This is a genomic window from Paraburkholderia suaedae, from assembly GCF_040812055.1.
Classification (GTDB): domain Bacteria; phylum Pseudomonadota; class Gammaproteobacteria; order Burkholderiales; family Burkholderiaceae; genus Paraburkholderia.
The window spans coordinates 147,014-158,846 of sequence record NZ_JBFOAH010000010.1; the positions used below are offsets into that span (position 1 = coordinate 147,014).

At 63.6% G+C, this 11,833-nt stretch carries 11 protein-coding genes; all 11 read right to left on the reverse strand.

Features of this window, described 5'->3' with window-relative positions; translation table 11 throughout:
- Positions 1-24 precede the first annotated feature (24 nt).
- Complete coding sequence (locus tag ABQJ48_RS16245) at positions 25-1,587, reverse strand: tetratricopeptide repeat protein (RefSeq protein ID WP_473094142.1); 1,563 nt, start codon at positions 1,585-1,587, stop codon at positions 25-27.
- A gap of 269 nt (positions 1,588-1,856) precedes the next feature.
- Positions 1,857-3,116, reverse strand: coding sequence for a cardiolipin synthase ClsB (gene clsB / locus ABQJ48_RS16250; protein WP_367839029.1), 1,260 nt, complete (start codon positions 3,114-3,116; stop codon positions 1,857-1,859).
- On the reverse strand, positions 3,113-3,604 hold the full coding sequence (gene nudB, locus ABQJ48_RS16255; protein WP_367839030.1) for a dihydroneopterin triphosphate diphosphatase: 492 nt from the start codon (positions 3,602-3,604) through the stop codon (positions 3,113-3,115). The genes clsB and nudB overlap by 4 nt, the downstream gene beginning before the upstream one ends.
- Positions 3,605-3,778: 174 nt before the next feature.
- Positions 3,779-5,578 carry an aspartate--tRNA ligase gene (gene aspS, locus ABQJ48_RS16260; protein WP_367839031.1) on the reverse strand — a complete coding sequence of 600 codons (1,800 nt, stop codon included), beginning with the start codon at positions 5,576-5,578 and terminating at the stop codon, positions 3,779-3,781.
- A 75-nt stretch (positions 5,579-5,653) separates the two neighbouring features.
- Positions 5,654-6,307, reverse strand: coding sequence for a DUF502 domain-containing protein (locus tag ABQJ48_RS16265; protein WP_367839032.1), 654 nt, complete (start codon positions 6,305-6,307; stop codon positions 5,654-5,656).
- 75 nt (positions 6,308-6,382) lie between these two features.
- Positions 6,383-6,778, reverse strand: coding sequence for an FmdB family zinc ribbon protein (locus ABQJ48_RS16270; RefSeq protein WP_367839033.1), 396 nt, complete (start codon positions 6,776-6,778; stop codon positions 6,383-6,385).
- A gap of 177 nt (positions 6,779-6,955) precedes the next feature.
- Positions 6,956-7,579 carry a class I SAM-dependent methyltransferase gene (locus ABQJ48_RS16275; RefSeq protein WP_367839034.1) on the reverse strand — a complete coding sequence of 208 codons (624 nt, stop codon included), beginning with the start codon at positions 7,577-7,579 and terminating at the stop codon, positions 6,956-6,958.
- Between the two features lie 32 nt (positions 7,580-7,611).
- Positions 7,612-9,189, reverse strand: coding sequence for a ubiquinone biosynthesis regulatory protein kinase UbiB (gene ubiB, locus ABQJ48_RS16280; RefSeq protein ID WP_367839035.1), 1,578 nt, complete (start codon positions 9,187-9,189; stop codon positions 7,612-7,614).
- Between the two features lie 15 nt (positions 9,190-9,204).
- On the reverse strand, positions 9,205-9,849 hold the full coding sequence (locus ABQJ48_RS16285) for a ubiquinone biosynthesis accessory factor UbiJ (RefSeq protein WP_367839036.1): 645 nt from the start codon (positions 9,847-9,849) through the stop codon (positions 9,205-9,207).
- A gap of 183 nt (positions 9,850-10,032) precedes the next feature.
- Positions 10,033-11,022: a Tim44 domain-containing protein gene (locus ABQJ48_RS16290; protein ID WP_367839037.1), complete on the reverse strand. Its 990-nt coding sequence runs from the start codon at positions 11,020-11,022 to the stop codon at positions 10,033-10,035.
- A 37-nt stretch (positions 11,023-11,059) separates the two neighbouring features.
- Positions 11,060-11,791, reverse strand: a complete 732-nt coding sequence (gene ubiE / locus ABQJ48_RS16295; RefSeq protein WP_367839038.1) for a bifunctional demethylmenaquinone methyltransferase/2-methoxy-6-polyprenyl-1,4-benzoquinol methylase UbiE — start codon at positions 11,789-11,791, stop codon at positions 11,060-11,062.
- Positions 11,792-11,833: the final 42 nt, after the last annotated feature.

An 11,833-nucleotide genomic window follows, 5' to 3' on the forward strand; every position in this document is an offset into this window, starting at 1 on the left:
GACCTGCGGCAGCGCACGCAAGCGTCATTCACCTACCGTTGGAAAGCTTCGCCGTAAAGCCGCGGCGACGCGGTCCAGCACATCGTCCCAGTCGCCGCGCCGCGGCTGCGTGAACAGGCGCAAGCCCGGATACCAGGGACTGTCGTCCCGGCCGCGCAGCCAGCGCCAGCAACCCGCGAAGCGGTTCAGCAGCCAGACCTGCTTGCCCATTGCGGCAGCAAGATGCGCCACCGAAGTGTCGACGGAAATCACCAGATCGAGGTTGTCGAGCAGCGCCGCCGTATCGGCGAAATCCGTCAGTTGATCCGTCCAGTCCGTCAGACGTGCGTGGCTGGCGGCGTCGGCAAGCTTGCGGGGATCGTCGCTCTTTTGCAGGCTGATCCAATGCACGTGACGCTGCGCAAGCAGCGGCGCGAGCCGCGCGAGAGAGAGGCTGCGCAGCCGGTCGACCGCCGTGCCCGCATGGCCGCCCGCCCACACGACGCCCACGCGCGGCAAATGACGCGTGTCTGGCAGCGCTTGGAGCCGCGCGCGCCATTGCGCTGCGCGGTGCGGCGCCGCATGCAGATAGGGAAGTGCCGCCGGAATGGTGGCGAGGCGGGTCTGAAATGCCATCGGCAGGGACATCAGCGGACAGTAGCGGTCCCAGTTGCGCAGGTCCGGTACGCCGTCGAGCAGCACCAGGCGCGGCCACCGTGCGCACAGCGACTGCTCGTACAGGCGACGCAACGGTTGCGGGCACACATAGCCGACCTCGGAAAAATGCTCGAGCGCCATCGGCAAATAGCGCACGAATTGCAGGCTGTCGCCATAGCCCTGCTCGTTGAGGACGAGCAGGCGTTCGCCGCACGCACGCCCCGAGCGCGCAGCGACAGGAGCGGCCGGCGCATCGCCCGACCAGCGCGGCAGCGCCACTTGCAAGGGCACCTGTGCGGGCCGTCCATCGGACAGCTTGATGCTGACCCAGCGGTCTTCGAAATACGGCCAGGCTTCTTCATAGCGGCCTGACGCGAGCAAAGCCATTGCCAGGTTGTTGCGCGCGACGAGGTTGGCGGACGATAACTCGATGGCGCGCCGATAGTGTCGCTGCGCATCTTCCAATGCACCGAGCTCCGCGTAGATGCGCCCCAGGTTGTTATGTGCCGCCGAGTGGTCCGGCTCGATCTCGAGCGTTCGACGGTAGCCGTGCGCGGCTTCGTCGAGATTGCCGAGATGTTGCAGCGTCAACGCGAGGTTGTAGTGAAGCGCGGCAAGCTCCGGTTGCAACGCGAGACCTTGCCGCAGACTCTCGACGGCGCTCGCAAAGTCGCCGAGTTTGAGCTGAATTGCGTAGAGCGTGTTGTACAGGATCGGTTCGGGGCCCAGCTGGATCGCGCGTTCGAGCCAGTGCCGCGCGCTTTGCAGGTGGCCCGCCGCAAGCGCGAGCAGCCCTTGTAGATGGATAGCGCCGACATGCTCGCCGTCTTGCCGGAGAATACTATCGGCCAGCATCTGCACCGCGTCTAGGCGCCCCGCTTGATAGGCCGCGACGGCTTCATCGTGAAGGCTCGATGTGTTGTTGGGGCTATGATGCGGAGGGACCGGCATGTTGACAGGCGATCGGGCACGACGCGCCGGTCCGGTCGCCGTAAGCGGCAACGACCGGGCGGCGAACACGGTTGGATAACGTAAGGCGCTTAGGCGACGCACGCGCACCGGCAGGCCGTTGAATTTGTATCGAACGGAAATTATGGCGGCGCTATTGCGCGGGGTCTTTAAGAGCGTTCCGAAATACGTCGACTTTGGCGGTCTCCCGAGCCAACCTTGCTGGCGATTCGCACGCCCTGCACAAATCTTCCCCACGCGGCGCGAAGCGCCTAATCGTAGCCACCCACCGTCAACAGCTTCATCGCCAACCGGTAGCTCGTATAGGCCAGCCAGTTCAGCGCCCGCTCGCCCGCTGGACGGGACTCATAATGCGCCTCGTCGATACGGCGCGAGTCCCTGAACGCGTCGAGAATCGCCTCTCGCAATACATCGATCGACGGGTCGTTCACCAGCACCACATTCGCCTCGTTGTTGAGCATCAGGCTTAGTGCATCGAGGTTCGACGATCCAACGGTCCCCCAGTTGGAGTCCACCACCGCCACCTTGCCATGCAGCAGCGTCTTCTCGTACTCCGCGATCTGCACACCGGCCTTGAGCAACGCGTGGTACAGGAACGGCACCGCATAATCGAGCGCCTTGAACTCCTTGCGCCCGATGATTAGCTTCACCACGACGCCGCGCCGCGCCGCGAAGATGAGCGCACGCCGCAGCTTGCGCCCCGGCATGAAGTACGGATTGGCAAGCAGGATTTCCTCGCGCGCCTGGCCGATTGCAGCCAGATACGCCTTTTCGATCGTGCGGCGGTTGATGAGGTTATCCCGTGCGACGAACGCCACGCACGGCTGACCGCCCGCCCACAGTTCCTCGTTACGGCGGCGACGGCGCCGTCGCAAGCTTCCGAGCGATGCCGAAGTCTGCGGCCCCAAGTCCGGCTGCAGCGATTCCAGCGGCCGATGCCCAAGCCGAATCCGCCGCCATTGCACCTCGAACGCCTGGCGGACGTCGGCGACCACCGGCCCATGCAGCTCGAGCGCGAAGTCCCAGCGCCGGTAGGGCAGCGTCTCGCCGTTGTTCTGGTAATCGTCGACGATGTTGATGCCGCCGCAATACGCGAACTGGTCGTCGATGACCGCCAGCTTGCGATGCGTGCGGGAAAATCCGAAGCGTCCGAACAGATGCGGGTTATAGATACGATGATCGATGCCGGAAAGCGGCCACTCGTTGAACATCGGCAGACGCGCGGTGCCGATGCCGTCTGTGATCACGCGCACCCTCACGCCGCGTGAGCCGGCGCGCAGCAACGCCGCGTTGACCGTCTGGCCGGCATTGTCGTTGCAAAAGATGTAGGTTTCGAGAACCACGTCGTGCTGCGCGGCGTCGATACGTTCGACCAGTGCGCTGAACAAGTCGTCGCCGGAGCGCAGCAGTCGAACATCGTTGCCGCTCGTGAAGCGATAGCGTTGCCAATAGCGACGGCCGAGCAGCGCATGGCGCAGTCGCGCGAAACGGCGCGCGCTGCGTGTGCTCATCGGCGAAGCTCCGCGGCGCCACGCGCGCCGAGCCGGCTTGGCAACTGCAAGATCGCGTCGGCATTCGACGAAGAAAAGCAGCGTGACGCCGCCTCTTCGAACGGCAGCCATAGAAACGCGGTGTGCTCGCGCGGTGCCAGCGTCACCTCCAACTGCTCGGGGACCTGCACGCTGAACCAGTGCTCGGTGTTGTGGATCACGCCTTCTGCATAGCGATGGCGGAACTCCGGATAGATCTCGTATTCGATCGAATAGTGCCAGTCGAACAACGCGCTTCGCGGCACGAGTGCGCTGCCGATCACGATGCCGGTTTCCTCTGCGACCTCGCGCACGGCCGTTTCGGCGAGCGGCTCGTCGAGCCGATCTTTGGAGCCCGTCACCGACTGCCAGAACCCCGGATGATCGGCGCGTTCGATCAGCAGCACATCCAGCGCGGCCGTATGGATGACAACAAGCACGGATTGTGGAATTTTCGGCGGCTTTGGCATGACTTGGAAACTGGGCGCAACGCTTGCGCTGGACATGTCCGCGAGTGGTCCAATGAGCGGTCGAAAGCGGTTGCTTCGACTGTAACGCAAAAAGCAAAAAAGGCGCATGACGCGCCTTTTTTGTATGCTCCTGCTGTGGTTTTCAGACAGCAGTCGCTTGCCTCGATCCGTGACTTACGCCTTGGGTTCGGGCGTACGCAGACGGATGTGCAACTCGCGCAACTGGCGCTCGTCCACTTCGCTCGGCGCTTGCGTGAGCAAGCACTGCGCGCGTTGCGTTTTCGGGAACGCGATCACGTCGCGGATCGAATCGGCACCGGCCATCATCGTGACGATGCGGTCCAGACCGAACGCGATGCCACCGTGTGGCGGCGCGCCGTACTGCAGCGCGTCGAGCAGGAAGCCGAACTTGGCTTGCGCTTCTTCCGCGTTGATCTTGAGCGCGCGGAACACCTTGCTCTGCACTTCCTCGCGGTGGATACGCACGGAACCACCGCCGATCTCCCAGCCGTTCAGCACCATGTCATAGGCTTTCGCAAGGCAGCGTGCCGGATCGGTTTCCAGGTACTCCAGATGCTCGTCCTTCGGGCTCGTGAACGGATGATGCGCGGCGACGTAGCGGTTGTCTTCCTCGTCGAACTCGAACATCGGAAAGTCGACCACCCAAAGCGGCTTCCAGCCGGTCTCGACCAGACCGTTGGCCTTGCCGAACTCCGAATGGCCGATCTTGAGGCGCAGCGCACCCAGACTGTCGTTCACCACCTTCGCGCGATCCGCTGCGAAGAAAATGATGTCGCCGTCTTGCGCGCCGGTGCGCTGGATGATCGCGTTGACTGCCTCATCGTGCAGGTTCTTGACGATCGGGCTTTGCAGACCGTCGCGCCCCTTCGCGACTTCATTCACCTTGATCCAGGCGAGACCCTTCGCGCCGTAGATGCGCACGAATTCCGTGTAGCTGTCGATGTCGCCGCGCGATAGCTCGCCGCCCTTCGGCACGCGAATCGCCGCGACACGGCCGTCCTTCGTGTTGGCCGGCGTGCTGAACACCTTGAAGTCGACGTCCTTGACGGCATCGGTCAGGTCGGTGAATTCCAGCTTCACGCGCAAGTCCGGCTTGTCGGAACCGAAGCGGCGCATGGCTTCCGAATACAGCATGACCGGGAATTTCTCGTCCAGCGCAACGCCGATCGTCTGCTTGAACACGTGGCGGATCATTGCTTCGAACAGATCGCGGATTTCCTGTTCCGACAGGAACGAGGTTTCGCAGTCGATTTGTGTGAATTCCGGCTGACGGTCGGCGCGCAGGTCTTCGTCGCGAAAGCATTTGACGATCTGGTAATAGCGGTCGAAGTTCGCCACCATCAGCAGCTGCTTGAAGAGCTGCGGCGACTGCGGCAGCGCGAAGAACTGGCCCGGGTTGGTACGCGACGGCACCAGGTAGTCGCGCGCGCCTTCCGGCGTGCTCTTCGTGAGCATCGGCGTTTCGATGTCGATGAAGCCCTGCTCGTCCAGATACTTACGCACTTCGATCGCGACGCGATAACGCAGACGCAGGTTGTGCTGCATCTGCGGACGGCGCAGGTCGAGCACGCGGTGTGTAAGGCGCGTCGTCTCGGAGAGGTTGTCGTCGTCCAGCTGGAACGGCGGCGTGATCGACGGGTTCAGCACGATCAGCTCGTGGCACAGCACTTCGATCTTGCCGCTCTTCAACGCCGCGTTGGTCGTGCCTTCCGGACGGCTGCGGACCACGCCCTTGATCTGCAGGCAGAACTCGTTGCGCACGCCTTCGGCTGCCTTGAACATGTCGGCGCGATCCGGATCGCAGACGACCTGGACCAGCCCTTCGCGATCGCGCAGGTCGATGAAGATGACCCCGCCATGGTCGCGGCGGCGGCTCACCCAGCCGCACAGCGAGACGGATTGGCCCAGCAGTTCTTCGGTCACCAGACCGCAGTATTCAGATCTCATCGACATGATGTTTGTCTTTCGTTTTGCATTGGTTGAGCGGCGCGCCGCAGTTGAACACTGCGTGAACACTGCGCGCCGGCATTACAGCGGAGGCTCGACGGCCGTGCCGCGCAGCGCCGCCGGCGGTGCGGACGGCGCCACGACACCCATCGAGACAATGTACTTGAGCGCCGCGTCGACGGTCATGTCGAGCTCGACCACTTCGCTTCTGGGCACCATCAGGAAGAAGCCGGACGTGGGGTTCGGCGTGGTCGGCACATACACGCTGACGTATTCTTCTTTCAGGTGATTGACCACATCGCCGCCCGGGACACCGGTCAGAAACGCAATCGTATAGGAACCGCGACGCGGATACTCGATCAGGAGCGCCTTGCGGAAAGCGTTGCCGCTGCTCGATAGCAATGTGTCGGACACTTGCTTGACGCTGGTGTAGATGGGGCCGACCACGGGAATGTGAGCGACCAGCAACTCCCACCACTTCACGAGCTTTTGCCCGACGAAGTTCTGCGTCAACAGCCCGACCACGAAGATGAATGCGAGCGTGAGCACCGCACCGAGGCCCGGCAGTCGATAGCCGATGGCCCGCTCCGGCTGCCAGGACGTGGGCAGCAGCAACAGCGTCTGGTCCATCGTGCCGATGATCAGACCGAGCACCCACAGTGTGATAGCCAGAGGCACCAGCACCAGCAGGCCAGTCAGGAACACCGTTTTGAGCGTCGTTTTTTTCGTCGTCATGTGTACCGCCAGAAAGCCGCGCGGGCCGAAGCCCAGCGCGCGGCGTGTGCGCCGCCCCCGAGGGCGGCAGTCCCGCTAGGCGCTGCCGGCGCCGCTCGCACTCGCAGAGGCGGCCTGGCCGGCAGCAGGCGCGGCAGGCGTAGCGGCCGCGCTGGATGGACTGGCCGCGGCCGCTGCCGTGCCGGATTTAGCGGCGCCGTCACCGGCGGCCGCGTTCTCGCTCGCGCCCTTGGACGCGCCGTTCGCGTCGCTGGCCTCGGGTTTGGCCGGCGCGCCGGCGCCGCTATTGCCGCCGCGGAAATCGGTTACATACCAGCCGGAGCCCTTCAACTGGAAACCGGCGGCGGTCACTTGCTTGCGAAAGGTGTCTTTCCCGCACTCGGGACACTGTGTCAACTGCGGGTCGCTGATCTTCTGAAGCACGTCCTTCCCGAAGCCGCACGACTCGCAACGATAAGCGTAGATCGGCATGAACTTTTCCCTACTGAATTCTTGTAAACGCTTGCAAAGCCTTGAATTATAGCCGCAAACGATATCCGTCCCGTGAAATTCGGGAACCGATGCCCGAGGCGGCCGCCATTGCATTAGGTTGGGGCGGCCGCTGTCGAATCAAGTGAGGCGGATGCCGCGTTCGGCCGCCGCCGGCGCTCAGACGCGGCGGCGCCACGTGAGCCAGCGCTCACGTCCGGCAAACACGGGTATCGAATCGGTGACGGGCTCGTCTTCGACCAGTTCGAAGTCAGGCGTCAGCAGTCCGTCGAGCTCCGCCCGCTCCATCCCGAACGGCGGCCCTTTCGGCGTCGCGCCGAGGAAGAAGAACCCCGCGAGCAGCGCGCCGCCAGGCAATAGTTCGGCCATCCGGCGCGCGTAGTCGGGGCGGCGTGCCGGCGGCAACGCGCACAAGAACGCGCGCTCGTAAATCCAGGCGGGCGCGAAAGGCGGCTGGTAGGTGAAGAAATCCGCCTGCTCCACCAGGTGCGCTTGCCGGGCACCCAATTGCTCGTGCGCCGCCGCAACGGCCGCCGCTGAGAAGTCGATCGCGCGAACCAAACTGCCCTGATCAGCGAGCCAGACCGCCTCGTACGCGCTGCCGCAGCCTGGAATCAGCACGGCGACGCCGCGATGACGTTCGGCGAACGCGCGGAACAAGGCCGGCACGCCCGCCTGATCCCACGGCATGAACCCGCGCTGAAAGCGCTCGTCCCAAAATGCCGGCGAGTTGGGATCCCGGTTCGCGAAATCGGGCAAGGAAGGTTCGGTCGGGTCGCTCATCGTATGCCTCGCGCAAGTAGTGTGGGACGCGATCAGCCGCCGTAGGCCAGCGCCAGAAACGCCCGCGCCAACACAGCGCCGACGCCCACCGCCACGCCGAACATCAGCAGCCCCTGCAACAGCCGGTTGGTTCGCTTTTGCTCGAGCAGAATCTGGCGAATCATGTCGTCGTTCGCGCCGTACCTGTTGTCGTGCCGCTCGGCCAGCACGTGATGGATCAGGCGCGGCAACTGCGGCAGCGTCTTGCTCCACTGCGGTGCTTCGATCTTCAGGCGCTCGTACCAGCCGCGCAAGCCGATCTGCTCGTTCATCCAGCGTTCGAGGTAAGGCTTTGCGGTCTTCCATAGATCCAGCTCCGGGTCGAGCGAGCGGCCGAGCCCTTCCACGTTGAGCATGGTTTTTTGCAGCAGCACCAGTTGTGGCTGGATTTCGACATTGAAGCGGCGCGAGGTCGAAAACAGGCGCATCAGCACCTGCCCGAGCGAAATGTCCTTGAGCGCGCGATCGAAATACGGCTCGCAAACCGCGCGGATCGCGCTTTCCAGTTCTTCGACGCGGGTGGTGGGCGGCACCCAGCCCGACTCCAGGTGCAGCGTGGCGACCCGGTGGTAGTCGCGCTTGAAGAACGCGAGGAAGTTCTGGGCCAGATAGTTCTTATCGAAGTCCGACAGCGCCCCGATGATGCCGAAGTCCAACGCGATATAGCGGCCAAAGTGCACCGGATCGAGACTGACCTGGATATTGCCGGGGTGCATGTCCGCGTGAAAAAACCCGTCGCGGAACACCTGGGTAAAAAAGATCTCGACGCCTTCGCGCGCCAGCTTGGGAATGTCGACGCCGGCCGCCCGCAGCGTCTCTATCTGACTGATCGGCACGCCGACCATGCGCTCCATCACCAGCACCGTGGGCGTGCAGAACTCCCAGTACATTTCTGGCACCAGCAGCAGATCGAGCCCGGCGAAGTTGCGCCGCAACTGGCTGCCGTTGGCCGCCTCGCGCATGAGGTCGAGTTCGTCGTGCAGGTATTTGTCGAATTCGGCGACCACCTCGCGCGGCTTCAGGCGCTTGCCGTCGGCCCACAGACGCTCGGCCCACACCGCGATGTCGCGCAGCAGCGCAAGGTCGGAGTCGATCACCGGCAGCATGTTCGGACGTAGCACCTTGACGGCGACGGCCTTGCCCGCGTGCTGACCGGCCTTCACCTTCGCGAAGTGCACCTGCGCGATCGACGCGCTCGCCACCGGCACCCGTTCGAAGTCGTCGAACAGCACGTCGACCGGCGCGCCGAGCGACTTCTCGACGATTGCAATCGCGACCGCGGAGTCGAACGGGGGCACTTGATCCTGCAGCTTCGCCAACTCGTTGGCGATGTCCACCGGCAACAGATCGCGGCGGGTCGACAGCACCTGGCCGAACTTGACGAAGATCGGCCCGAGGCTTTCGAGCGCGAGCCGCAAACGCACGCCTGGCGGCGCGTGGAACGTGCGGCCGATCGTGGTGATCCGCAGCAGCAGACGCACGCGCCGGTCGTTGATGCGGCTAAGCATCATTTCGTCGAGGCCGAACCGGATGACTGTGAAAAAGATTTTGAGGAAACGCAGAAAACGCATAGTTGTGCCCGGTGACTAGCGCGTGCCGCGCGACGTGGCGGCGCCGCCCGGCGCATGGGCGCCGCGGGCTTCGACCTTCTGTTCGAGCCGCTCCAGGCGTTTTTCCACGCGTGCCAGTGCGTCGCGTGCGCGCGCCAGCTCCACGTTGAAGTCCGCGAGTGCGGCACGGCGCACCAGTTGCGGATTCTCGTCGAGCAGGTATTCGGCGGTCGTGTCGAGCAGGTTGCGGCTCGTGCGTTGCACATGCTCGCCAACCCTGCGCACGACCGACGCCACCCGCCACGCAGGACCGTCGCCGATCAGCTTCGCCAGATCTTCCTCCGGCTCCCAGCGCAGATGCTCGGCAAGTTTAGCGATGACCGTGGCGAACTCGGCATCGCCCTCGATCTTCACATGCTTCATGACGGCGGCCTGCCCGCCTTGCACAAAGGCCGGCAGCGCGTCGGACGGCACCGAGACGGTCACGTCGAACTGGTGTGTTTCGCTTTCGCCGACCGCGGCCAGATAGCCGTCGGGTTGCACCAGCAAAGTCAGCTCCACGGGTGCGCATGACAGTCGAGCGGTCTTGCCCGCGTAAGGTGCGAGACGCTGGCGAGCCCACGATTCGCGGGCGAGCAGATGATTGACAGCAGCAGCGAATGGCTTGGCGGCGAGGGTCATCGAAAGTGGCAAGAAAAAACCCGCGCGAACCAGGTGCTCGCGCGGGTTCCTATTGTAACGTCCGTTCGCTTCGCGGCCCGCTATGCCGAACGGCCAACGATGCGCGCATAAACGGCACACGCCGGATCGACTGCGCGTGCCGAAGCTTCCCGCCCTTCTCTGGGTCTCTTAGCCGTTCCCGGCTCAGTGCTGCGCCACTTGCTGGATGCCGGCAAGCAGCCAGCCTTCGCCGGGGCGGTTCGCTTTCGACAGGTTCCAGACCTCAACGAACGGCTCGGCCGCCGCGCCCGGCGCTTCGCGAATCAAACCCGAAAAGCGCACGCTCGCGAAGTATTCGTCCGCGCGCTCTTCCACGCCCAGCAATTCGGCGTTCAGTTGCACGACGTCGGTCTGATTGGACTGCGTGCCGCGCGACGCAAGATCGACGCGTACTTCGGCGAACATTTCCGGCGTGGTGAATTGACGGATATCGTCGATATTGCCCACGTCCCACGCGGCTTGCAGGCGCACGAAGTACACCTTGGCGTTGCGCAGGAATGCGTCCGAATCGAATCCGGCCGGGACGACAGGCGTGGGATTGATGGTTGGCGTGGCCAGGGGGTTGCCCTGCGGCTCGAGGTACGAGCCGGTGGGCGGCGCGCTGTAACGCGGTTCCTGAATGTAGCCGGTGCTACCCGAGTTCAGCGTAGGCGAAGACCCCGCATACGCGGGTTGCGCCGTACCGCGCTTGCGGCCCGTAAAGCGGCGGATCAGCCAGATGATGACCATCGCGATCAACGCAATAATGATCACGTTAGCCATCATGCCGGCGAACGCCTCGCCCAGGCCGAAGTGCGACAGCAGGGCCGCGATGCCCAGACCTGCAGCCAGACCGGCGATCGGACCCAGCCAGCGGTTGCGGTTCGGCGCAGCCGGCGTCGGCGCGGGCGCCGGTTGCGCGCGCTGCTGCGTGGCCTGACTGGTTTGGGAAGGCTGCGACGGCGTCGCCTGATGCTGCTGCTGAACAGTGTTCGACTGACGGCCGAAGCTGCGGCCACCGCCCATGCGGCGAGCTTCCGCATCGAGCGAGGCGAGAGAGCCGGCCATGATCAGACCGACCATCGCGATCAGTCCGATTCTTCTCACCAAAGACCGCCCAACCTTACGGGGAGATAACACATTCGAATCGGACATTTGCGTACTTTCCTTTAAAAACGATGGGTTGGGGACCCTAGTATTTGGTCCCCACATGTAAAGCTACCACGCCAGCTGACAAATTGTAATATTTGACGCCGTCCAGGCCCGCTTGTTCCATCATTGTTTTCAAGGTTTCCTGATCGGGATGCATCCGGATGGATTCCGCCAGGTACTGATAGCTTTCGGCGTCTTTGGCAAAGCGTTGGCCGAGCCACGGCAGCACCTTGAACGAATACACATCGTAGACCTTCTTGAGCGGATCCCATACCTTCGAAAATTCCAGCACGAGCAGCCGGCCCGCCGGTTTCAGCACGCGCCGCATTTCCGCCAGTGCGACGTCTTTATGCGTCATGTTGCGCAAGCCGAATGCCACGGTGACCACATCGAAGTAATTGTCCGGAAATGGAATTTTCTCCGCGTCGCATAACAGCGCCGGAGTAATGACGCCTTTGTCCAGCAGGCGGTCGCGGCCCACCCGCAGCATCGATTCGTTGATGTCCGTGTGCCACACTTCCCCGGTCTCGCCCGCCTGTTTCGCGAACGCTTTCGACAGGTCGCCCGTGCCGCCCGCAATGTCCAGCACCTTGTAGCCCGGCCGCACGTTCGCCTGGGCGATCGTGAACATTTTCCACGCCCGGTGCAACCCGCCCGACATCAGGTCGTTCATCAAGTCGTAGTTGGCGGCAACGGAGTGGAACACGCCCGCCACCTTCTGCGCCTTTTCCTGTTCGTCGACCGATTGAAAGCCGAAGTGGGTTTTGCTCATCGCGCTCGTCCTTTCGCGTGTTCTGGAATGTTGAGCCGCACT

Excerpts from the sequence above, each read along its gene's own strand:
- ABQJ48_RS16245 (WP_473094142.1), bottom strand. The coding sequence starts at position 1,587 with ATGCCGGTCCCTCCGCATCATAGCCCCAACAACACATCGAGCCTTCAC.
- clsB (WP_367839029.1), bottom strand. The coding sequence starts at position 3,116 with ATGAGCACACGCAGCGCGCGCCGTTTCGCGCGACTGCGCCATGCGCTG.
- nudB (WP_367839030.1), bottom strand. The coding sequence starts at position 3,604 with ATGCCAAAGCCGCCGAAAATTCCACAATCCGTGCTTGTTGTCATCCAT.
- aspS (WP_367839031.1), bottom strand. The coding sequence starts at position 5,578 with ATGTCGATGAGATCTGAATACTGCGGTCTGGTGACCGAAGAACTGCTG.
- ABQJ48_RS16265 (WP_367839032.1), bottom strand. The coding sequence starts at position 6,307 with ATGACGACGAAAAAAACGACGCTCAAAACGGTGTTCCTGACTGGCCTG.
- ABQJ48_RS16270 (WP_367839033.1), bottom strand. The coding sequence starts at position 6,778 with ATGCCGATCTACGCTTATCGTTGCGAGTCGTGCGGCTTCGGGAAGGAC.
- ABQJ48_RS16275 (WP_367839034.1), bottom strand. The coding sequence starts at position 7,579 with ATGAGCGACCCGACCGAACCTTCCTTGCCCGATTTCGCGAACCGGGAT.
- ubiB (WP_367839035.1), bottom strand. The coding sequence starts at position 9,189 with ATGCGTTTTCTGCGTTTCCTCAAAATCTTTTTCACAGTCATCCGGTTC.
- ABQJ48_RS16285 (WP_367839036.1), bottom strand. The coding sequence starts at position 9,849 with ATGACCCTCGCCGCCAAGCCATTCGCTGCTGCTGTCAATCATCTGCTC.
- ABQJ48_RS16290 (WP_367839037.1), bottom strand. The coding sequence starts at position 11,022 with ATGTCCGATTCGAATGTGTTATCTCCCCGTAAGGTTGGGCGGTCTTTG.
- ubiE (WP_367839038.1), bottom strand. The coding sequence starts at position 11,791 with ATGAGCAAAACCCACTTCGGCTTTCAATCGGTCGACGAACAGGAAAAG.